Origin of the sequence: Lactonifactor longoviformis (assembly GCF_042848515.1) — a bacterium.
Classification (GTDB): domain Bacteria; phylum Bacillota; class Clostridia; order Lachnospirales; family Lachnospiraceae; genus Lactonifactor; species Lactonifactor longoviformis.
In genome coordinates this window covers 2,885,479-2,906,583 of the sequence record NZ_AP031453.1, presented here as the reverse complement: position 1 = coordinate 2,906,583, position 21,105 = coordinate 2,885,479, and the positions used below count along the sequence as shown (strand labels likewise).

Annotated in this window: 20 protein-coding genes; 5 read left to right on the top strand and 15 right to left on the bottom strand. The window is 44.9% G+C overall.

Going from position 1 to position 21,105, the window contains the following annotated elements; genetic code table 11:
• Window positions 1-59: 59 nt before the first annotated feature.
• The gene (gene lexA / locus ACGHCT_RS13390; protein WP_390436272.1) at window positions 60-680 is read right to left on the bottom strand and encodes a transcriptional repressor LexA; all 621 of its coding nucleotides are present in this window, start codon (window positions 678-680) and stop codon (window positions 60-62) included.
• A gap of 259 nt (window positions 681-939) precedes the next feature.
• Here lexA and ACGHCT_RS13385 point away from each other — a divergent pair, with 259 nt between their 5' ends.
• Together ACGHCT_RS13385 and ACGHCT_RS13380 are read left to right on the top strand one after the other, a co-directional pair.
• Window positions 940-1,251 (top strand): LysM peptidoglycan-binding domain-containing protein, encoded by a 312-nt coding sequence (locus tag ACGHCT_RS13385; RefSeq protein ID WP_072854523.1) that lies wholly within the window; start codon window positions 940-942, stop codon window positions 1,249-1,251.
• A gap of 265 nt (window positions 1,252-1,516) precedes the next feature.
• The gene (locus ACGHCT_RS13380) at window positions 1,517-2,569 is read left to right on the top strand and encodes a tyrosine-type recombinase/integrase (protein ID WP_187143915.1); all 1,053 of its coding nucleotides are present in this window, start codon (window positions 1,517-1,519) and stop codon (window positions 2,567-2,569) included.
• A 71-nt stretch (window positions 2,570-2,640) separates the two neighbouring features.
• Here ACGHCT_RS13380 and ACGHCT_RS13375 read toward each other — a convergent pair whose 3' ends face one another.
• The 4 genes from ACGHCT_RS13375 to ACGHCT_RS13360 all read right to left on the bottom strand — a co-directional run bounded on the left by ACGHCT_RS13375 (window position 2,641) and on the right by ACGHCT_RS13360 (window position 8,077).
• Window positions 2,641-3,627, bottom strand: coding sequence for a uroporphyrinogen decarboxylase family protein (locus tag ACGHCT_RS13375; RefSeq protein ID WP_390436270.1), 987 nt, complete (start codon window positions 3,625-3,627; stop codon window positions 2,641-2,643).
• A gap of 64 nt (window positions 3,628-3,691) precedes the next feature.
• Window positions 3,692-4,795: a hypothetical protein gene (locus ACGHCT_RS13370; protein ID WP_390436268.1), complete on the bottom strand. Its 1,104-nt coding sequence runs from the start codon at window positions 4,793-4,795 to the stop codon at window positions 3,692-3,694.
• 69 nt (window positions 4,796-4,864) lie between these two features.
• Window positions 4,865-6,844 carry an FAD-dependent oxidoreductase gene (locus ACGHCT_RS13365; protein ID WP_390436266.1) on the bottom strand — a complete coding sequence of 660 codons (1,980 nt, stop codon included), beginning with the start codon at window positions 6,842-6,844 and terminating at the stop codon, window positions 4,865-4,867.
• A 45-nt stretch (window positions 6,845-6,889) separates the two neighbouring features.
• A complete protein-coding gene (locus ACGHCT_RS13360) occupies window positions 6,890-8,077 on the bottom strand; it encodes a MalY/PatB family protein (protein ID WP_390436265.1) in 1,188 nt (395 codons plus the stop codon).
• A gap of 222 nt (window positions 8,078-8,299) precedes the next feature.
• Between ACGHCT_RS13360 and ACGHCT_RS13355 the strand changes: the two genes are divergently transcribed.
• Window positions 8,300-8,785 carry a MarR family winged helix-turn-helix transcriptional regulator gene (locus ACGHCT_RS13355; RefSeq protein WP_072854516.1) on the top strand — a complete coding sequence of 162 codons (486 nt, stop codon included), beginning with the start codon at window positions 8,300-8,302 and terminating at the stop codon, window positions 8,783-8,785.
• On the opposite strand, the gene ACGHCT_RS13350 is transcribed toward ACGHCT_RS13355, so the two are convergent.
• The 3 genes from ACGHCT_RS13350 to ACGHCT_RS13340 form a co-directional block, all read right to left on the bottom strand.
• A complete protein-coding gene (locus ACGHCT_RS13350; RefSeq protein ID WP_390436263.1) occupies window positions 8,688-9,011 on the bottom strand; it encodes a DUF3781 domain-containing protein in 324 nt (107 codons plus the stop codon). The two genes, ACGHCT_RS13355 and ACGHCT_RS13350, sit on opposite strands and share 98 nt — an antisense overlap.
• A 33-nt stretch (window positions 9,012-9,044) precedes the next feature.
• Window positions 9,045-9,467 (bottom strand): pyridoxamine 5'-phosphate oxidase family protein, encoded by a 423-nt coding sequence (locus ACGHCT_RS13345; RefSeq protein WP_390436261.1) that lies wholly within the window; start codon window positions 9,465-9,467, stop codon window positions 9,045-9,047.
• Between the two features lie 79 nt (window positions 9,468-9,546).
• Window positions 9,547-10,038 (bottom strand): nucleotidyltransferase domain-containing protein, encoded by a 492-nt coding sequence (locus tag ACGHCT_RS13340; RefSeq protein WP_390436260.1) that lies wholly within the window; start codon window positions 10,036-10,038, stop codon window positions 9,547-9,549.
• Window positions 10,039-10,227: 189 nt separating this feature from the next.
• Between ACGHCT_RS13340 and ACGHCT_RS13335 the strand changes: the two genes are divergently transcribed.
• Complete coding sequence (locus ACGHCT_RS13335; RefSeq protein ID WP_072854514.1) at window positions 10,228-10,689, top strand: GyrI-like domain-containing protein; 462 nt, start codon at window positions 10,228-10,230, stop codon at window positions 10,687-10,689.
• Window positions 10,690-10,759: 70 nt separating this feature from the next.
• Here the strand turns inward: ACGHCT_RS13335 and ACGHCT_RS13330 are convergent, their stop codons facing one another.
• From ACGHCT_RS13330 to ACGHCT_RS13310, 5 genes are all read right to left on the bottom strand, one after another.
• Window positions 10,760-11,617 carry a MerR family transcriptional regulator gene (locus ACGHCT_RS13330; protein WP_390436258.1) on the bottom strand — a complete coding sequence of 286 codons (858 nt, stop codon included), beginning with the start codon at window positions 11,615-11,617 and terminating at the stop codon, window positions 10,760-10,762.
• Window positions 11,618-11,703: 86 nt separating this feature from the next.
• The gene (locus ACGHCT_RS13325; RefSeq protein ID WP_084068146.1) at window positions 11,704-13,065 is read right to left on the bottom strand and encodes a sensor histidine kinase; all 1,362 of its coding nucleotides are present in this window, start codon (window positions 13,063-13,065) and stop codon (window positions 11,704-11,706) included.
• An 8-nt stretch (window positions 13,066-13,073) separates the two neighbouring features.
• Window positions 13,074-13,784 (bottom strand): LytR/AlgR family response regulator transcription factor, encoded by a 711-nt coding sequence (locus tag ACGHCT_RS13320; RefSeq protein WP_390436256.1) that lies wholly within the window; start codon window positions 13,782-13,784, stop codon window positions 13,074-13,076.
• Window positions 13,785-13,802: 18 nt separating this feature from the next.
• Entirely contained in the window at window positions 13,803-15,941 is a 2,139-nt protein-coding gene (locus tag ACGHCT_RS13315) for an FtsX-like permease family protein (protein WP_390436253.1), read from the bottom strand.
• The gene (locus ACGHCT_RS13310) at window positions 15,928-16,683 is read right to left on the bottom strand and encodes an ABC transporter ATP-binding protein (protein WP_390436251.1); all 756 of its coding nucleotides are present in this window, start codon (window positions 16,681-16,683) and stop codon (window positions 15,928-15,930) included. The genes ACGHCT_RS13315 and ACGHCT_RS13310 overlap by 14 nt, the downstream gene beginning before the upstream one ends.
• A gap of 253 nt (window positions 16,684-16,936) precedes the next feature.
• Here ACGHCT_RS13310 and ACGHCT_RS13305 point away from each other — a divergent pair, with 253 nt between their 5' ends.
• Window positions 16,937-19,735: an ATP-binding protein gene (locus ACGHCT_RS13305; protein WP_390436249.1), complete on the top strand. Its 2,799-nt coding sequence runs from the start codon at window positions 16,937-16,939 to the stop codon at window positions 19,733-19,735.
• Window positions 19,736-19,757: 22 nt separating this feature from the next.
• On the opposite strand, the gene ACGHCT_RS13300 is transcribed toward ACGHCT_RS13305, so the two are convergent.
• Window positions 19,758-20,447: a site-2 protease family protein gene (locus ACGHCT_RS13300; RefSeq protein WP_390436248.1), complete on the bottom strand. Its 690-nt coding sequence runs from the start codon at window positions 20,445-20,447 to the stop codon at window positions 19,758-19,760.
• A 180-nt stretch (window positions 20,448-20,627) separates the two neighbouring features.
• Window positions 20,628-21,086: a MarR family winged helix-turn-helix transcriptional regulator gene (locus ACGHCT_RS13295; RefSeq protein ID WP_390436246.1), complete on the bottom strand. Its 459-nt coding sequence runs from the start codon at window positions 21,084-21,086 to the stop codon at window positions 20,628-20,630.
• Window positions 21,087-21,105: the final 19 nt, after the last annotated feature.

Genomic DNA, 21,105 nt, shown 5'->3' with positions numbered 1-21,105 from the left:
TTTGCTTATTCCTGAATGTTAAGGAATGAAAAGCCTGGTATTTGAATTCGTGGTCAAAGTTATCTTAAAAAACGGAACACACCAATTACCTTCCCCATAATCTGGAGATCACCCTCAACAATTATCGGATCCATATAATCATTCTCAGGCTGAAGACGGTAATGGCCATTTTCTTTATAAAAGGTTTTCACTGTAGCAGAGTCTTCGATCAAAGCTACGACCATATCTCCATTCTGTGCCGTGGGCTGCTTTGAGACCAGGACATAATCTCCGTTCAGAATCCCTGCATTCACCATACTTTCCCCATCAACATGAAGTAAGAAAGTGTCCGTGTTGGGCATATATTCCGAAGGGATAGGAAAATAATTCTCAACGTTCTCCACAGCCAGAATCGGCTGACCGGCAGCTACTTTACCTACGATAGGAACATTCACAACCTCGCGTCTCACAAGATTAAAAGAGTCGTCAATTATCTCGATAGCACGGGGTTTTGTGGGGTCTCTTCGTATGTAGCCGTTCTTCTCCAATGTCTCCAGGTGGGAGTGGACAGAAGAAGTTGATTTTAAATGAACTGCCTCACAGATTTCGCGGACTGCAGGGGGGAATCCTCTGTTTAATATTTCGCTTTTTATGTATTCTAAAATTTCGGACTGCTTTTTGCTGATTTTGCCGTATGCCATAACCAAACCTCCAGGAATTTTTTCTTATTCAAATAACACGCAGAGGGTAATTCTCTGCCCTCTGAAGCATGTAGAATCAAATATCTTCAGACTTTATTTCTTAATTATCATATCACAAAGAAGAAGAGAATGCAAACAAATATTCGGAATATCTGTTCGGATTTCGACAAAAACCATTGACAAACGCATGTTCGGATTGTATAATTAAAAACATGAATAAGAACAAATGTTTGCGAACATATTTTCGGGAGGCGTAGATATGAATAGAAGAGTGAAGACGTTTTTTGTTGTATTGGCATTGATTCTTGTATCCGGCGGCATCTTTTCCGGAAAGTTTGCTTTGACCGCCAACGCAGGAACAGAGACGGAAGAAAGGTATAAGTATTATACCAGCATCGAGATCGAAAAAGGTGACAGTCTCTGGAGCATAGCCGAGGAATATATGACAGAAGAATATGATTCAAAGGATGAGTATATCAATGAAGTTATGAATATAAATCATCTGGCAACAGATAAGATTTTTGAGGGAAGTTATCTGTGTATTCCATATTATTCCGCAGAGGTAAAATAAGGTTGCTAAAAAATTGGGCACTGATTCCATCAGTGTCCAATTTGCTGTCATGGAGAGATTTTTCTAATGTCCGTATAATTATTCTTGAAATCACAGGAAAAGTAGGTTATACTGAAAGTGTCAATCTATTCGCCAAACACGAGTTTTTCGAATAGATATAGATACATAAGTATACATAATACTATTATTGTAAACCTAAGCATATCATTCGGTTGTTTTCACTATATATTTTATAAGGAGGTATTTTCTATTGAAACAAGAAAAAATGACTTACAGAGAATTGACGGATACAGAAAACATCTTAAAGCTCCGAGAAGTTCTTCACACTTTGCCTGACTTTACACGGGATTTCTTTCGATCCATCAGTACAACCACAACAACCAAAACAAGAATTTCGTATGCTTACGATATCCGCATATTTTTTCAGTTTCTGCTCGATGAAAACCCTGCTTTCAAAAATATGAAAATGACAGAATTTCAATTGGAGGTATTAGACCAAATCAAGGCCATTGATATTGAGGAATATTTAGAATATTTGAAGGCATACCGGGATCATGATAATCTGGACCAGATTGTTACCAATGGTGAACGGGGGCTGAAAAGAAAAATATCTGCTTTGAGAAGTTTTTATGCGTATTATTATAAAATGGAAATGATTCAGACAAATCCTACTGTTTTAGTAGATATTCCCAAAATACATGATAAAACAATTACCCGCCTGGATGCAGACGAGGTGGCACTTCTGCTTGACTATATCGAACATGCAGGGGATACACTTTCCGGTCAGAAAAAGGCATATTATGAAAAGACAAAAACCAGAGACCTGGCTTTAGTGACGCTATTACTTGGAACAGGAATCCGGGTATCGGAATGTGTCGGACTGGATATAGAGGATGTGGATTTTAAAAATAATGGTATCAAAGTAGTACGTAAAGGCGGAAATGAAATGATAATATACTTTGGGCCTGAAGTCGAGAAAGCATTAAAGTCCTATCTTGAGGAGAGGTCACATATTACGCCTCTTCCCGGACATGAACACGCACTCTTCTATTCTACTCAAAAAAAGCGTATGGGAGTAAAGGCGGTTGAAAATCTGGTGAAAAAGTATGCCCAGCAGGTTACTACCACCAAGCATATAACCCCTCATAAGCTTAGAAGTACTTATGGAACTGCTCTTTACCAGGAAACCGGTGATATTTATTTGGTTGCTGATGTGCTTGGACATAAAGATGTGAATACCACAAAGAAGCATTATGCGGCAATGGATGATGCAAGGCGGAGAAAGGCGGCCACTGCGGTTAAATTAAGAGAGAGCTAGCTCATACTAGTTTAAAAGCGGCCAAACGCCTCATTTCCATAGAATGAAGCGTTTGGCCGCATCTGTGTTCTTTAAAAATACTCTTTGCTAAGGGCATCAATCTCTTCTGTCACTGTCTCATATACCCCTGGATATGTACTTCCCGGGCCTCCCATGGTCAGACAGGGGATGAGATATCTGGTGCCCGCAGCCGCAAAGAGCTCTTTAAGCCCATTGCGGATTTTCTCCCGGGACCAGTCCTCCATGTCGTATTTACCATTGTCCAGGCCGGCCATAACTGTAATCCTTCCCCCGTATTCCTTCAATATTTCCGGAATATTATTTTCATATACCGGTCCCTGGATCACATCAATGCCCATCCGGATCATACTGGGGATTAGATTGGCTATATAAGAGTCAGAGTGATGGATAATGATTTCTACCCCATTTTCCTTCCAAAAGCCATAAATCCTCTTGTAAGCCGGCTCTATAAACTCCTCAAACATCTCCGGCGACAGAAAGGAGGTTCTCTGGCTTCCCCAGTCATCGTGATGGAAAAGAGCGTCCGGATGAAGGTGGGATACAATCTCCTCTGCGGCCGCTATCTCCCAGTCAGCGATAAAGTCGATGAGTGCATGCATCTCCTCCGGTTCCTCATAGAAATTGATCATAGTGTCTTCCATACCCATGAAATAGTGAAGCTTCTCCAGCACTCCGTTGTATACACTGGCCGTGACAAAATATTCCCTGCGGTCTATCCGGGCCGCGGCCTCTATATAAGGGAGCCATTGTTCCTCTGTAAACTTAGTAGGGCAGGGTTTAATTATCTCCCGCCACTTTGTAATGTCCTTCAGGAGCTTATCCTCCCCCTCACAGAGGGGAAACTGTCCGGGTGTATTCTTTGGATAAGTAACTTTCACACCCCAGCCGTTAGTACCCGTCTCTCCCGGCTGGAGATCACATCCGGCGTAAACGCCGATGGGATCCCGGACAAGCCCCAGATAACTATATTGATTAACAAAGCGATCCGGGCTGCCGCCACGTATGGTTTCTCTGGCATTTTCTTTTATTGTCAGCATTTTATTCTCCTGCTATCTATAATTTCCGTATTTAATCAGTGCTTCGAACATGGCATCTTACGACTTACGCTTTTACACCCTCTTTGGACTCTTTCACATACCGGTAAATCTTAGAGACGATTACACACACAGTGAACACGATTCCCAGATAAGAAACAGCTTTCATAACAATGTTCATCAGCACTCCGAAGGTTCCGAAGTTGGAGAATACAAAAGCGCCGATACATACCACTGCCACCACAAGCTTATACCACTTGCTGTCCTCCCGCTGAATGTTGGAAGAGGCCACCCATGCCATTCCTGTTGCTGTGGTGTAAGTGGCAAGCACCACGATAATACCGTAAAATGCATAAAACACACTGCCCAGACGCTGTCCCAGAATCAAAAGAGGAATATCCGTACCGCCTACAACGGAAGCGTTTAACACAAACGCAAGAAATACAAAGGTCTGGCACAAAACTGTGGCAAACTGTCCCAGAACATTTCCCCATACCAGTTCCTTCTGGTGGTCTGCCCTTGTGGACACGTTGGCGCTGTACGCGCTCATGTTCAATACCACATAGGTAAAATTCAGCACTGCGCTGAAAATAAGGCTTCCGGACATGCTGAGTCCGCTCTTTTCTCTGATCAGCATATCACCGGTACTGAAGCTGTCCGTGGGATTGATGTAGCTGTAAACACAGATCACCACCACTGCCAACAGGATGATCGGGGCAATATTTCCCAGAATAGCCGTCAGTTTTTTCATACCAAGCAGGGCGGTGGCCATAACGGCAATCAGCATGATTACTGTACCAATTCGTGTATCCAGTCCAAATGCCTGGTTCATGGAGGATGCACCGCCTGCGATCATACTGCCCACCATCAAGAAGAATGTCAGCGTATTAAACCAATTAATGGCAAGTCCCAGATATTTTCCGCAATAATGGCGATACATCATATCCATGCTGGCCAGTTTGTACTTGCGGCAATCCCTGGAAACGACTGCGATGCACAACAGAATCAGCAGCGCGGAAATAATGATCCCTACAGCCCCGGGAAGTCCATGGGGTGCCCAGAACTGCAGCACCTCTGAACCAGTGGCAAAACCAGCTCCGATACCAAAGGACACATAGGAACCCGCCAGAATTAACAGCGTCTTCATCGAAAAGCTTTTCTCATTACTCATTCTCTTTCACCTTCTCTTTCATTATAAATAATGTCTGTTCCATTAAAGTCCCCCCAGTTATGTCCTATTTTACAGATTCAGAGCTGTATCATAGGCCTGCCTTACCGCGGTGCGGATCAGTCCGGGCTCATAGCAATCTCCGATCCAGGCGAAGTCAATGATCGTATCCCGCAGAGTCTCCACAGTCTCCTCATTGGGTGCAATTCCCGTTGCCGCAATGACTGTATCTGCCTTCAGTGTAATTTGATTTCCGTCTTTATCCTGACAGATCATGCCTTCATCCGTAATCTCCATGCATCTTGTGTTCAATCTGACTTCCACATGATTCTTCTCAATATTCGTCCATAATGCATCCATCTGCATGGCGCCTGTGCCCGGATACGGGGTGTTGGGACCGGAAGCCAGGGCGCCGGACATCTCTACGATAGTGGCCTTTTTCCCGGCCAGTGCAAGTCCAATGGCACACTCTGCTCCGGCAAAGCCTCCGCCGAGCACAAGAACATTCTCTCCTACCTCTGGCTCTCTGTCGTAAAAGTCTACGATCTGAATTGCTTTTTCAATGCCTTTGATGGGTGGAATAATGGGGTGTCCGCCAACTGCCGCGATCACCACATCCGGCATAAGCTCCTCCACTAGTTCAGGCGTCACTTCTGTATTCAGCCGCACCTCAATGGCTTTCCTTGCCACCATGCGCTCCAGATACTCCCGGTAACTCTGAATCCGTTTTTTAAAGGATTCTTTTTCAATAATCCGCATAAGTCCTCCCAGGAAGCCCTTTTTTTCACAGAGGATTACCTCATGGCCACGATCTGCAGCTATGATGGCCGCCTCCATCCCAGCCGGTCCGCCGCCTGCGATCAATACTTTCTTTTTTTCTGTAGGCAGAGGCATAAACTTATAGTCGCTATCCCGTCCGATCTGGGGATTTACAGAACAGTGCAGAGGCAGGTTATAATATCCTCCGGTGAGACAGGCAATGCAGCGCAGACAGGGACGTATCTCATCCACTTTTCCGTGCATGGCCTTTTTCGGAAGATCCGGATCTGCGATCAGAGCCCTGGCCAGCACGACATAGTCAACCATACCGTCTTTGATCCATTTTTCCATAACCGCAGGCTCCGTAATGGCTCCTACTGTTCCCACGGGAATATGTAAATGGTTCTTGATTTCTGCAGCAGCCCGTATATTGTGACCCTCATCTACATCAAACCAGCTTGGAGTAGACAAAACGGTAGAATCATGAAAATGCAGGGATCCGCAGGACACCTGGATCATATCTGCACCATGCTCCTCCAGCATTTTACAGTACTCAATGCTTTCCTCCAGCTGATATCCCTCTGTCATGCCTTCTTTCCAGGAGATTCTTGCCTCAATCAGGAAATTTGGACCGCAGTATTCCCGGATCTTGTCAATGACCATCATGGTTATACGGGCCCGGTTTTCCAGGCTACCGCCAAATTCATCTGTCCGGTGATTCAGTACCGGAGATAAAAACTGGGACAAAAGCCATCCATGACCTGCGTGCACCAGCACGGAATCAAAACCGCAGTGTTTTGCCCGTAGGGCCGCTTTACCATAGCTGTCTACCACCTCTTCAATAACATTTTTGGGCATTTCTATAATCTGATGTCTGTGGATGCCATTGCCATCCCCCTGGTCAAACTCATCAATCATGTCGCTGGGACCATAGTTAATGCGGTTATCGTCATGGAAGTGCATTCCCGCATGGAGCAGCTCCATGGATGCATGGGCTCCCTGAGAGCGGATGGCCCCTGCAATGTCATAAAACCCGGCCTCACTTCTCACATCATAGGCCTTTACCTTGTAGCTCCAGTCCACGCATCCCGTCTCATGTACCACCACATCCCCCAGACACACCATGGCTGCCCCTCCCTGGGCACGGCGCTTTAAGAAGTCCACGTTCTTCACATTGTTGTGGTTCAGGTCCGTCAATTCCTTCATACCTGTAGGGGAACCGAAGATTCTGTTTTTGAAGGTGGTCTTTTTCACCTTCATGGGACTAAATAGATTTGGGAAATACTTATTCATTACTTTGCCCTCCTTTTATGATGCTTTTTTTATATTGTTTTCTTTTTAAAACCCTCTTTTTCTGTATGCTTCTCTCAACTGACCCAAGCCCTGTGCCAGAAGGCTCCTGGCACAGCCAATATTCATCCGCATAAAACCGCTTCCTCCCCTGCCGAACCATCTCCCTGCATCCAGGGCCAGACCTGCCTCCCGCAACCAGAAATGCTCCAGTGCATCATCATTCAGATGAAGTTTTCTGCAGTCCAGCCACAGCAGATACGTGGCATCCGGCTTCTGGCATGTGATTTTCGGCATCCATTTACCCAGATACCTGTCTACAAAGAGATAATTCTCCCACAGATAAGCGAGAAGCTGTTCTAAATATTCCTCACACTCCGGGTCAGAATAGGCTACATCAAAGGCGGTTACGCCAAAGGCATTGGGTATATTTACCCTTCGGTCCATCTCCTTCACAAAAGCTTCCCGCAGCGCCTCATCAGGTATCAAAATAGCGGATATCTGCAAACCTGCAATGTTGAACGTTTTGGACGGGGCCATGGCAGTCACGCTGATACGCTCATATTCCTTTCCCAAACCGGCCAGAGAATAGAAACGTTTGTGCTGGTAAGTAAGATCAGAGTGGATCTCATCAATGGCCACAATCACCTCATTATGTATGCAGATATCTCCGATACGCTTCAGTTCTTCCCTGTCCAGAACCCGGGATACGGGGTTTAACGGATGACATAAAAGCAACAGCTTATTTCCAGGATCAGCGGCCAGCTGTTCCAGCTCCTCAAAATTAATTCCCCATTTTTCCCCGTCAAAGACAAGAGGATTTTCTACCAGCTTTCTGCCATTGTTCACCACACTGTCCTGGAAGGGATAATATACGGGAGGCTGCACGATGACCCCTTCTCCGGGCCGAGTAAAAGCTGCCACCATAGCACTTAAGGCCGGTACAATGCCATTACTGAAGGTCACCCACTCCGGCTTCGCCTTCCACCCATTTCTCTTCTCCTGCCACCTGGCCGCCAGTCCCTGAGCCTTGACGGATATGTCGCTGTAACCGTAGATAGGATGGGCTGCCCGCTTGCAGACGGCCTCCACAATCGGACGGGGACAGGGAAAGTCTGTGTCTGCCACCCAGAAAGGCAGCGCCTGAGGGTTTCCAGGAAATTCTTCTTCCATCCCATCCCATTTATGACTCAATGTACCATGCCTGTCTAAAACTTTGTCAAAATCATATTTCATATGAGAACACCTCCTTTATGTTATATGCCATTTATCTTTAATATTATTTATTGTTAATAACATTAACTATATAATATAAAAATAAAGCTGAAAAAGCAATCATATTTTTCATTAAAAAACTACCAAAAATGCATATTGCATTTTGTGCAAATTTGTATATTCCTCTTTTTGTTTTTTTGCTTTACAATTAAGCTATTAAATAGTTTATATGGAGAACCCTTTATGAAAAAAGAACATTTTGAGAAAGTCCGTCAGGCCTTGGACACCTTCGACGAAGGATATGATTATGCATATGAATACGATTCTATGCTCCACGATTACAACGGCTTTATCCTCTACCAGGCCGAATCCCAGTTTATCCGCAAGGTAGGTGATGAGCCGGGCATCACGATTACAGAGCTCAGTGTGTTTTTCGATAAGACCAAGAGTGCCTGCTCCCAGCTAATGTACCGCATGAAAAAGAAGAACCTCCTAAAACAAGTGCGTAACGAACATAATAACCGAGAGTATAATCTCTATCTGACAGACAAAGGCCAGCAGCTCTATCAGTTCCACAAAATTTTTGAGGACGGCTGTTACCGCCGCACTGCGGAAATGCTCAGCTCTTTTACTATGGAGGAATTGGAGACCTATATAAAAATCCAGAAGAAAATGAACGAAGCATTTCTTCTGGACGTAAATGAGAGCAAAGAACGGAATATCCGGTAAATGGTAAGTTTTCTGTTTTCCCACAGATATATCCGCAGGGCATCCAGCCATTCTTCGCCGCAGGTAAATGCGGCGATTGGCACGTCAGCGGGGACAATTTGCACCAGCCCGCCACGTCATCGGTATCCAAAGAGAGATTCCGTTTAATACACAAGGCCCCTAGTTCTGTTGTATGCACTTTGTCTAAGTTTTTCAGTAATTCATTGCTTAATTTGATTCCACCCATTACGCTCCTGCTTCAAGCCTTTCAAAAAAAGGATTATCCTATGTCAAAACTTTCTGAATGAAAGTTGCTGTAATATCTGCCTTGTGCAGCAGTAAATTTCAGCACACAATAATCCGGATCTGTCACACCTTGGGGATAATACATCGTATCACCTTCACGCCAAATCATCTGTTTCGTATCAGCATCCTCCAGCACCTCCATTGTGCCAACCAGCATAACACCTCTATAAAACCGTTTATCGCAAAAATAAATACTGGCGTTTGGATTTTTCAGATACTGAACTACCCTCATAGATGATGTGTTCGTTGTAAACCAAAACTCTTTTATCCCTGTCCTTTTCCGAGGTGGAAGCATGGCCTTCATATTGGGGAATCCTTCTTCAGAGATAGAAGCAATATAAGAAACACTTTGTTTTTCGATCAGATTACCTATTGTCTTTTCTGGATTTTTCATCATAATAAATCCCTCCTGTTTTTATTCCATTTTAGCAGGGAGAAGTCTGCCTGTACATTACACACTTTTTTAATACTACAAATTATTCTGATACATTTTCAAGGATTAAAATATCATGCTTATCTTTATCTCTTAAATCATAGCCTGAATGAAAAATTTTTTGCCCCTTTAAAGAAATACATGGAATTGTCTTTCCTTCAAAATCAGCGTTACCAAAAAGGTCTTTTTCAAACTCATACCAACCACCTTCTAAATCTGCTTGTTTTGCAGTTCCGTCTTCATTCAAGACAAATGGATGTATATCTAAATATCCATATTTGGGGCTATATAGCTCTATTCTTACAGGTTTCCAATCAGTATCTACGTCGTATCCACACTCTAAAAGCAAATTTAACAATTTTTCTGTATATTGTGAATCAAAATTTATATCAATATCTCTATGAACTCTTGTTTGTTTTCCCGCTAATATATCAACGCCCCAGCCACCGTCAATCCAATAAGTAATTCCTGCATTTTCCAATAGATCAATAACAGTCAGCAAATCTTCTTTTGTTGTCGCTTCTTTTCTACTCATACGTTTTCTCCCCTAAAATGCCGATTTGTCAAGCACGCCTTTTCCGCACAAGGCGTCATAATTCTTATTTTTCTTTTACGGCAGTCCATACCTCTACAAGTCCATCTTTCCCATAGTATTCCAGATCAGGCGCACCGGATTTCATTCTGCCGGTAAGATAGCCCTTGTTGAGCGGACGAGCCTGAATTTGTGATGTTTGAGGAAACAAAGGTGGCCGGGATCCGGGGAACGACTTCTCTGGCTGATAACCGTCTCCCCGGATTGTGGGAAGAATTCATGTGTCGCCATAAAGACCTATTTATGGCGGCCGGCGCAGGGTATGGCATTTGCGAGACACAGCAGACCACTTATACTGAAGACGGCGATGTGTTGTTTGCAACTATGGTGGGAAGCCCTGTGCATGATTTTGAAAGTCTGCCGACATTCTTGTCTTTGGAACAAAAAGTTTTACAGGCGGGGAAATACGCCGTTTTCACCCACCGGGGCACCCTTGCAAACCTGTTTAAAACATATCAATATATTTTTGGAACATGGCTTCAAACAACAAAAGTGGTACTGGACGACCGTGAGGACTTTGAGGTTTATGAGCGCGAGGTGCTGTCCTTCGACGCCCCCGATAATGAAGTTAAAATTTATATACCAGTAAAATGAGAAAGGAACACTGCCGGCAATTATAAGAATTGATAGAATTCATTGACGTAATGCAGGACATCATAAATGATTATACTCCCGGCTGAAAATAAAATGCCTTCAGCGCCTGCCCGATAAACAGCGTAGAGCCTTCTCCGTATACTGCATCCAGGTTTTCCTGCATTTTTGTATTGGTTATATAGTTTTCAGCCATATCCAGCATAAACTTGGTTACATCGTCCATCTGATACAGCTGCCTGCAGACAAAGTCCATTTCTCCCACAAGTTCCTTTACCTCAAATGTATTCACATCCTGGCCGGTTTTATCCGCTAGTTTTCTGGTTACCTGCTCCAGCCTGTTTCCATAAGCATCTAATATTTTTGAATTCTTGGGGTTTGCGGACGCTTTGAGAGCGCTTTCTTTATCTCCATACCATTCCACTACTTTAGCAAAGTTTTTCTGCGCCTGCCGGGAGGAGGCGCTTTCCAGGAATTGTTTCTTAAACTGTTCCATACTGCCATACTCTTTTTTGAAAATCTCCTGCTGCTCTTCTGTCATGTTTGTTTCCATACTGCGGTACATATGCTCAAGTTCGGCCTTGCTGAAAACTTCAAAGTTCATCTTGTTATCTCCTTTCAAAATTTCCCCGATGCTGGCGATAATTCGTTCCAGTCTTTCCTTTTTCAGTACCAGCATTCTTTTTTGACGGTATAATAATTCCTTTTTATCAAGATCAGGATTTTCTAAGATCTCCTTGATTTGCTTCAGAGGCAAATCAAGTTCCCGTAAAAAGAGTATCTGCTGTAATTTTTCCAGAGTTTTATCGTCATAAAACCGGTATCCCGCCTCACTGAGCACGGTGGGCTTCAGTAAGTCAATCTCATCGTAATAGTGAAGCGTGCGCACGCTGATACCTGTCAGGTTTGATACCTCTTTTACAGTCCTCATATTCTTCTCCTCCTGTTCCTGATACCTTAATCTTAGCCTATGACGCAGCGTGAGAGTCAACAGTTTTTTAGCAGGGCTTTAATCTGCTATTCTAACCGCAGATAAAGAAACAGCACAAATTCTTTCTCCGTATACTCCACCTCCATATTTCCCCCGTAACGTTTTGCAATTTCCCGTATATTTTCCAACCCATATCCATGTCCCGCTTCTTTTTTATCCGACACGATCTTTCCATGAGAGCTTATCATCCGATTCTCTTTGCTGTTGGCAATTCTCAGACTAAAATATCCCTTCTTTGTCCTGGCCTGAAGATACACCTTCCTTTGGCCCGGATCCTGAATTTTACTGACAGCTTCCAGAGCATTGTCCAGTGCATTAGAAAATATGGTGCAGAGTTCCAGGGAGGTTACCTCCATCACCTGGTTTATTTCCAGATTGAAGTGAACATCAGCCTGCAGCATCTTTAATTTTTCCCATCGATGATTCAGAACGGCATTTAATGCCCGGTCACTGCAGAACTGATTCCCTGTGCCGGCCGGCAGACTGCTGCCGAACTGTTCCAGATACTCTCCTGCACCCCTGATATCCCCCTGTTCCAGACAGCTCTTAATGATCTGGAAGTGGTTATTCATGTCATGGCGCAGCCTCCGGACACTCTCCTGCTGTTCTTCCAGCGAGCGGTAGTACTCTTCTTTCAGCCCTTCTATCTGCAGCGTTTGCCTGTTTTTTACATTCTCAATCACGGGCTGCAGCAGATACAGGATCCCTATGATTGAACTAATTCCGCTGATTACTATGACGAGGGTTCTATAAGAAGCGTAAAATAAACCGGGGCTGTTATAGAACTCAGCTGCAGTTTCCGCATCAAAAGGAGGAAATATAATAACAGTCACCATAGATAGAAATGATATTGTACAGATTACAGATATAATCAGCCAAATCCTTCCTGACATGTAGCGTTTGATTTCCTCTAATCGTTTTTTAAAACCGTAGTACAGTAACGCCCAAGTCAATACTCTCAGTAGATCCAAAAAAAAGCTGGCAGCAAAACAGAGCAGATAATCCACCCCTGCAAGATCATTGCTGTTCTGTTGGAAGAGCAGCATAAAATTAGTTTTAAAGGAATACACCGGATTATTGTACAACAGATAATTCAGCCCCAGAATCAGAGGGTAAAAGATTAGTACCGCTGAGATTCTGTTGATTAGTTCTCCCCTGGTGCAGATCAGCACGATAAACAAAAAAGCAGCCAGCATTCCCAGTACATTTGTGGCATCTGTATCGTATATGGGCAGAATAAGCAAAAACATGCACCAGACCAGAAACAAGAATCTGAGCTTTTTTCTGTATTCCACCAAGAGACCGGAAAGTCTGTACAAAAAGAAAGAAGAGATAAGGTTCATACACATTGACATGATCCATAATACAATTACATAACCTCTGGCCATAACCCCTCCTACTGCTGCAGAAGAAATCTGGCAAATGCACCCGATAACTCCTGGGAATATTTTTTGCTCACCGGGATACTATCTTTCCCTATCAGCACCTGGTTGGGACGCACTTCATCTGCATAAGCCAGATTCACCACATATCGCTGATGGGTGCGGACAAAACAGCCGGGGAGCTGCTTTTGCACCTCTCCCAGCTTTCCGTAAAACTCCAGCTGCCCATTTACCGTATATAAAACAATCTTTCTCAGCTGGCTGCAAAGATACCTGATTTCCCGCACCGGAACCTTGCTCAGGCAGCTGCCCTGCTGCACCGGCAGGCACCGCTGACGGTCCATCTCCAGCCGTTTTACAGCCTCATCCAGCACAAGTGTAATCTTCTCTCTGGCGTAAGGCTTTACGATATAATTTAATGCGCCCACCTCGTAGCCATGGAAAACATAATCCTCATAGCCAGTGACAAATATCAGAACAGCTTCCCTGGAAAAGTGCCGGATCCTCCGTGCTGTTTCTACGCCGTCCATCCCGCTCATCTGAATGTCCAGGAAAATAATGTCTGTCCCATAGGGGTCCTGCTGTACCTTCCGAAGCAGGCATTCGCCGTCCTCATATTCCTCTACTCTATACTCTTGTCCTAAAAGCTGAAAATAGGATTCTGCTATCCTTCTCAGCATCGTCCTCTGCTGCTTCTCGTCATCACAAATTCCCACTGTAACCATACAGCCACCTTCCCCTTGTCATTCCTCTTTTCCTGCCGCTTCCCTTATGCCCACCAGATGCTGGAACTTTCGGTCTGCCGCTCTGTATACCAGATAAATATAACCAAAAATCAGACAGATGGCAAGGAGTATCACACCTATGGCTCTGGTTTCTGCAGATGTTATGATGCCGTCGTTCTGCCAATAGATAAGAAACATGTAGAAGAGGGAAACAGCAACCCCCATAAAATAAGGGAAGAAGAAGATCTTACGCAGCTGGCTGCGGATGCAGAACCTGATATAAGTATGGCTGGCTCCCAGGCGCTGCAGATCCACAAACACCTGCTTGTAATTTATTCCAATAGAGACCCCTCTGGTATAGGCAATGACACCCACAGCGGTCAGACATACAATGGCAATATACACAAACAGCATAATATACACCGACATATTTTTCAGCATATCCTGAGCAAGAAGGACTTTGAATTGGGGATAATATCTCCAGCTGGTGCTCAGCATACTGTTCTCAGGATCCATTTTCAGGCTGCCCTCTCCCGGAGGATATTCTTCATCCATAAAGTAGGGTATCCCCTGGCTCTCATATCTGTATTTTACATAGTTATTGTACCCGGCGTATACCGACGCAGCCTTCGATGTGCGGAGAATTATCTGCTTTTTCAGGGCAGATGCAAACGCATAGGTTTCCTTCCAGTTATCCACATCAAAGACAGCTGTCACGTATTTATTTTCTGGCTTCAGACGGCTGCTGTAATTGTCAAATTCCTGATCGTTCAGTACATAAAAGATGTTTCCCAAATCATTCACCAAAGAGGCATCAAACAATACATTTCCCCCATAAGTCAGTGCCTGTGAGTTCCCGGTAGAGGGGTCTGTAAGAAGCAGGCGTTTCTCTCCCTTTGTATGTTTATATGCCCTTTTCACCCCAATCCCGTAGCTCCCTGCAGGTATCTTAACTTCACTGCCCGTTATTCTTGATATGTCGCCAGCCTTCAGAAACATGGCGCTTGCCTCACGCTCTATATAAGTTTCCGTAATACGGCCATCTTTGTCATAAATCTCCTCAGTTCCGTCTACAATTAATTCCCAAACCTCCAGCTCCCGATAATTCTTCACCTCAGTCTGATACGTATCCGCCAGCTTTTGGATCTCCTCCTCTGTGATCTGCTGCTCCCCGGCAGGATAGGTAAACAGGCAATCCACAGGCATATTTTTAATTACCTCCTGATTTTGGGTCCATATGCCCGGCACATAGATGACGGCGAAGAGTCCCCCAAAGACCAATAAGACAATCACACAGATATTTCTCACAGTTTGACGTCCCATAAAGCGCATCATACTGATAGAAATAATATTTTTATAGTACCTCTGCGGATTGCGGCCTTTCTTCCCATGGACCACCAGATAGACGGCTGTCATGTAAACACCCGCCACAGCCAGAAGATAGGTAAGACCCCAAAGCGCCGGCGGCCTCCGGGAGAACAGAATTTTGAATATGTCATATCCAAAATACCCCAGCAGAAATCCCAGAATCACCAGTCCGATTCCCACTCCACCGTACCATCCTTTCACATCCCGGACAGGCTCTGATTTTCTGTGATCATTCAGAATCTCCATAATATTGCTTCTTTTCAGGAAAGCAACGGCCTGGATGAAGCAGCATACAGTTACTGCGGCAGCAAAAGCGGCTCCCACTCCCAGACCTATGGGGGCAAATTGGTAACGCATCTCCCTGGTGTCCACAATCAGCAGCTGGAATAATCCCCACACACCTCTGGAAACAGGGATACCCAATGCCAGCCCCAAAAGTGAGGAGGATGCAGTTACCATACCGATATCCGTAAACAGCACAGACCGCAGCTGACGTTTCCGAGCCCCTATGGCCATAAAAATACCCATCTCTCTGGATTTATATTTTAAAAACAGCGAAGATGCGTATACCGTGAAGATTCCGCAGCCTAAAATAGCAGCCGCAAAGATCATAGTCCCCATTTTTCTGCTGTCCCCCCCTTGGGGAAGAAAGTTCTGTACTGTCGGGCTGAAATAAATCATGGCATAGGACGTAATAAGGGAAACAGAGAGAAGAATACAGAAAGTCAGCAGAAGGTAGTTCTTACGGTTATACCTGCGCAGCTTTCCATATATTTTATTCAGAGTCATGGCTTTCTCCTCCCACTTCCCGGATAACCCCCAGCAGGGCATCCATAAATTCCCGTCTGTTTCCCTCATTCCTTACTTCTCTAAAGATACAGCCGTCCTTCAGTACAATAACTCTGTCGCAGAAGCTGGCCACATAGCTGTCATGGGTAACCATAAAGATCGTAGCCTGCAGCTGTTCCCTGGCCGTCTGGAAAGCGTCGATCACTGCCTGGCAGGATTTGCTGTCCAGATTGCCGGTTGGTTCGTCAGCCAAAATAACGGAGGGATGATTCATCAATGCTCTGGCAACTGCGGTTCTCTGCTTCTCTCCCCCTGAAATCTCCGCAGGATATTTCTCCATAATCCTCTCAATCCCAAAAATTGCACACAGCTGCCTGGCCCGGTTCTCCATCTGCAGCGCCTGACTGCCTTTAATCACCTGGGGTACGCAGATATTTTCTAAGACCGTCAGACCGTCAAAGAGCATAAAATCCTGAAATACGAACCCCAGCTTTTCATTGCGCACCTTGGACAGTTCCTCTTCCTTCAGACTTCTGATATTCTGCTCACCCAAAAGAACCTCTCCCCGCTCAAAGGGGATAAAACAGGAAATGCAGTTGAGCAGCGTAGTTTTTCCTGATCCTGACTGCCCCATGATTGCTGCAATCTCTCCCTCCTTAATTTCAAATGACACATCCTTTAATACAGGATATACCGTCTTTCCTGAGGTATAAGACTTGTATAGATGACTTACCTTAAGCATACATAACCCTCTCTTTCTCCTCGTTTTCTTTATGAAACAGAGTTTAACAAATCTTTTTGTCTGAGACTATAAGGGCAGATGTAAGACTTGAACCGTATTTTGTAATACAAAACCTATTTGAGAAATACAATGTCCTATTGCCGGTTTTTGTGATATAATCCTTTATATGACTGGCGATATGAACGAGGGGCCGACAATGCAGAGATCAGGCATTCGTCCTATGCCAACGTATAATCCACATATGGGGGGACACATGAGAATAACAAAAAAAATAAAGACAATCATCACGTTCTTTCTGCTGCTGTTGATCCTCTTAGGTTCTGTGCAGCGCAACACGCTTTCTGTGCAGGCCGAAGCTGCTGTGCCGGAAAAAAAGGTTATTAAAGTAGCATTTCCTTATATTAAAGGCCTGAGTGAGACGGATGAAAAGGGAAATCACCAGGGACTAGTGGTGGATTACCTGAATGAGATTGCCAAGTATACCAATTGGGAATATGAATATATCACCGGGGAGTCTGAGGCGTTGATTACAGACTTTATGAATGGGGAATATGACTTGCTGGGGGGAACCTTTTATTCTCCGGATTTGGAAACATATTTTTCCTACCCTGATTATACGATGGGGAGCAACCGGGCGGTACTCTTCTGCCGCAAAGATAATCTTGATCTCAGAACGTATGATCTCAGCACACTAAACGGCAAAACCATTGGCGTATACGAAAAAGCAGATGAAAAGATTCGCAGGCTGCAGGAGTTTTTGAACTTTAACGGCCTGGAATGTCAGCTGAAGTATTATAAACAGAAGGATATGATGAATGATACGCTTTATCACCATCTGGAAAATGGAGAGGTTGACCTGCTGCTGGGAAACGATCTGGAAGACATTCAGAATTTTCGTGTGATTGCAACCTTTGAGGCACAGCCCTATTATATCTCAGTGGCCCATGGAGAACAGGAGATCATGGATGAACTGAATATGGCCCTGCGTCACATCCTGGAGGGAGATCCGGATTTTGCGGAGAAACACTACGCACTGCATTTTCCTGAACAGCGCACTGCAGATATTCAATATGACCCGGAAGAAGTGGAATATATTAAAAATGCCGGTAAAATCAGAGTCGCAGCGGTTAAGGACTGGCACCCTTACTTCTGTATTGACGGGGACAAGCAGCACCATAATGGTATTATACCAGACGTCCTGGATGAGATCTCTGAATCCTCTGGGCTGGAATTTACCTATTGCTTTGCAGACACTTATACAGATGCCATTCAGATGGTACAGGAGGGAAATGCAGATATTCTGGGATGGTTTCTGGATGCCGAGGACGCTGCCCGGGAACAGGGGCTGGCTCTTACCAAGCCTTTTATCTCTATGAACAATATGATTGTGAAAAATAATTCGGTGAGCTATCCTTCCGGCAATCTTACGGGAGCTGTTCTGGAAGGCCGGGTTCTCCCCGATGATGTGCAGGCTGAAAATATGGTATATTATGCCACCACAGAGGCAAGTGTAAAGGCTGTCAATCAGGGGGAGGCTGATTTTGTCTATGGACTTGCCACCTCTTTGGAAACAGAACTGCAAAAGCCCAGTTACAGAAATATTACGCCGGTTACCTTTTACAACACCAGTACGCCGGTTTCATTTGCTATGGTGCGTCCGGTGGACCCGGAGCTGCTGAGTATTCTGAACAAGGGGATCAGTGACATCCAGGAGGAAGAAATGGATGCTATTACGGGACGTAATTTTGTCTCCGGAAGCTATGTACCCGTGACCCTGAAGGAATTGATTTATGAAAATCCTATGGCAGCTGTCTTGATTGTGGCTGCTTTCCTTCTTCTGATCCTTTTGATTGTTGTATTAATTGCCAGATCCAGAGTGAAAAGTACGGTGCTGCAGGCAGAGCTAAGGCGTGCGGAGGCTGAAAGCAAAGCCAAGGGAGACTTCCTATCCAGAATGAGCCATGAGATACGGACTCCTATGAATGCCATCGCGGGTCTCGTGGATCTTACCTGTATGAAAGAGGGGCTCTCCGGTGAAGTAAAGGGGAACCTTGAGAAGATACGTTCCTCTACAAAGTATCTTCTGGCTCTCCTCAATGATATTCTTGATATGTCTAGGCTGGACGGGGGCATGCTTACCATTGCCTCTGAGCCCTTCTCACTGGAACACCTGTTAAGTGAGGCAGAAGAAATGACCAGGATACAAACCCAGCAAAAAAACCAGGAATTCATCTTCCAGACAGATATTACACACAGCAGAGTGACGGGAGATCCCATCCGCCTCCGGCAGGTACTCACCAATCTTCTTTCCAATGCAGGCAAATTCACTCCCCCCAGGGGAAGCATCACATTAAAGGTAAAAGAAGAGGCATTTGAGAACGGCAGGGCAGTGTATCGATTTTCTGTCACCGATACAGGGGACGGGATAGCCCCTGAATTCCAGAAGCAGATCTTCGGTGTCTTTGAACAGTTAGGCACCAGCAGCTCCAAAAGCGAGGGCACCGGCCTTGGGCTTCCTATAAGCCAGAATATCGTAAAGCTGATGGGAGGGGAATTAGAGGTAAATAGTACCCCGAAAAAGGGAACAGAATTTTTCTTCACCTTAAGTCTTCCGGTAGGGGCACCCGAAGAGACGAATAACCCCCAAAAAGAACCTGTCTCCCAAGAGGCCTTTAGAGGAAAGAGGATTCTTCTTGCGGAGGATAATGATTTAAATGCAGAGATTGCCGAAGAGCTTTTAAAGATGAAGGGGATACGTTCTGAGAGGGCCTGTGACGGCCAGGAAGCGGTTTTCATGTTTGAAAGCCACAGTGCAGGGTATTATGATTTGATTCTGATGGATCTGCAGATGCCTGTAAAAAATGGTCTGGAGGCCGCCAGGGAAATCCGCAGCAGTCCATTATCCGGAGGAAGCACGGTTCCCATCTTAGCCATGACAGCCAATACTTTTCAGGAGGATATGGACGCAGCGGCAAAGGCGGGAATGAATGGATTTATCACAAAGCCCGTTGACTCCAATTATATGTACGAAATCTTAAGTGAATATTTGTAGCCACGGAAAGGAGGAATTGCTCTCAGACAGCAATTCCTCCTCCGCTGCTTATATAGCCTATCCCCAGAATTCCTTTTACGATACTCCACAGTCCGTTCAATATCCCGTTGTCCATAAGGGTCAGCGGACGGCTGAGGACCCCTGTCATCAGCAATACAATGAGGATCAGCGGCATATACCGTCCGGCCCTCTGGTAATAGTACTGTACCCTGGGAAAAAGCTCCCGCAGTACATTGGAGCCGTCCAGCGGCGGAATGGGAATCAGATTAAAGACGCCCAGTCCCACATTAATAACAGCCAGATAATAAGACAGGTAATAGAAATAGGCAAATATCCCTGTGGGCATCCCTCCAAAGATGCGTACTATGAGACCAAATATAAACATTGAAACAAATGCCATAAGAAAGTTCATGACAGGACCCGCAAGAGCCACTTGGATCATCCCTTTGCGGGGATCTTTATAATACCGGGGACAGACGCGGACGGGTTTCGCCCACCCCATGTGAAACAACAGAAGACACAAGGTTCCCATAAGGTCCAGATGCTTGAGCGGGTTTACAGACAGCCTTCCATCCTGTTTAGGCGTGGGATCTCCCAAACGGTAGGAGACGTAGCCATGGGCAAACTCATGGGCTGTAATCGCCAGTAAAACTGCTGGAACCGTATAGATTAACTGTTGAAGAATCTGAAAATAATAGCTTGAATACAACATAGCACACTCTCCTGTTTTTTCTTAGACATTCTGCCCTCTCAAGCATGATTTTGGGGCAGATGTACGGTATTTGCCGTACATTAAAGTTATAATATAAAGATATCGTGAGATAGTCAATGTAAATTCTATGAAGAAACCATAAAATTAAAATACCATGCAAACTGCATGGTATTTTAAACATTAATCGTCTTCCGGTGTTAATTCACACAGGCACTGAAGCAGATGCAGCAATTTCTCCATACCGCATCGGATTTCTCTCAGTTCCTCCTGAGGCTGCTGCTGAATGTACGGGTCATACTTTTCAGAGACAGCCTGCTCGATTTCCTGAACCATGCGGATGCCGGAGGCCGTCAGGGTAAGCTTTACCACACGTTCATCCAGCGTGTCTCTGCAGCGGGCAATATATCCGTCCTTTTCCAGCCGTTTGCACATGGACGAGGCATTGCCGCTGGCCAGTCCGATGGTCTTGCCGATAGTGCCCACCGTCTGCTCTTCCGTATGATGGAGTTCCAGAAGGATCCGGATCTGAATCATAGTCAGCCCTGTATCGTCAATGATAGGCTTAAAAAGCTTTCCCATATATCCGGTGATGGATCGGGTATAGTCCCATATTTCATTTCTCAAATCAATGCTGTTCATCAGACTGCCCTCCTTTCTC

Bases quoted from the DNA above. Each gene is read 5' to 3' on its own strand.
- lexA (WP_390436272.1), bottom strand. From the start codon at position 680: ATGGCATACGGCAAAATCAGCAAAAAGCAGTCCGAAATTTTAGAATAC.
- ACGHCT_RS13385 (WP_072854523.1), top strand. From the start codon at position 940: ATGAATAGAAGAGTGAAGACGTTTTTTGTTGTATTGGCATTGATTCTT.
- ACGHCT_RS13380 (WP_187143915.1), top strand. From the start codon at position 1,517: ATGACTTACAGAGAATTGACGGATACAGAAAACATCTTAAAGCTCCGA.
- ACGHCT_RS13375 (WP_390436270.1), bottom strand. From the start codon at position 3,627: ATGCTGACAATAAAAGAAAATGCCAGAGAAACCATACGTGGCGGCAGC.
- ACGHCT_RS13370 (WP_390436268.1), bottom strand. From the start codon at position 4,795: ATGAGTAATGAGAAAAGCTTTTCGATGAAGACGCTGTTAATTCTGGCG.
- ACGHCT_RS13365 (WP_390436266.1), bottom strand. From the start codon at position 6,844: ATGAATAAGTATTTCCCAAATCTATTTAGTCCCATGAAGGTGAAAAAG.
- ACGHCT_RS13360 (WP_390436265.1), bottom strand. From the start codon at position 8,077: ATGAAATATGATTTTGACAAAGTTTTAGACAGGCATGGTACATTGAGT.
- ACGHCT_RS13355 (WP_072854516.1), top strand. From the start codon at position 8,300: ATGAAAAAAGAACATTTTGAGAAAGTCCGTCAGGCCTTGGACACCTTC.
- ACGHCT_RS13350 (WP_390436263.1), bottom strand. From the start codon at position 9,011: ATGGGTGGAATCAAATTAAGCAATGAATTACTGAAAAACTTAGACAAA.
- ACGHCT_RS13345 (WP_390436261.1), bottom strand. From the start codon at position 9,467: ATGATGAAAAATCCAGAAAAGACAATAGGTAATCTGATCGAAAAACAA.
- ACGHCT_RS13340 (WP_390436260.1), bottom strand. From the start codon at position 10,038: ATGAGTAGAAAAGAAGCGACAACAAAAGAAGATTTGCTGACTGTTATT.
- ACGHCT_RS13330 (WP_390436258.1), bottom strand. From the start codon at position 11,617: ATGAGGACTGTAAAAGAGGTATCAAACCTGACAGGTATCAGCGTGCGC.
- ACGHCT_RS13325 (WP_084068146.1), bottom strand. From the start codon at position 13,065: ATGGCCAGAGGTTATGTAATTGTATTATGGATCATGTCAATGTGTATG.
- ACGHCT_RS13320 (WP_390436256.1), bottom strand. From the start codon at position 13,784: ATGGTTACAGTGGGAATTTGTGATGACGAGAAGCAGCAGAGGACGATG.
- ACGHCT_RS13315 (WP_390436253.1), bottom strand. From the start codon at position 15,941: ATGACTCTGAATAAAATATATGGAAAGCTGCGCAGGTATAACCGTAAG.
- ACGHCT_RS13310 (WP_390436251.1), bottom strand. From the start codon at position 16,683: ATGCTTAAGGTAAGTCATCTATACAAGTCTTATACCTCAGGAAAGACG.
- ACGHCT_RS13305 (WP_390436249.1), top strand. From the start codon at position 16,937: ATGAGAATAACAAAAAAAATAAAGACAATCATCACGTTCTTTCTGCTG.
- ACGHCT_RS13300 (WP_390436248.1), bottom strand. From the start codon at position 20,447: ATGTTGTATTCAAGCTATTATTTTCAGATTCTTCAACAGTTAATCTAT.
- ACGHCT_RS13295 (WP_390436246.1), bottom strand. From the start codon at position 21,086: ATGAACAGCATTGATTTGAGAAATGAAATATGGGACTATACCCGATCC.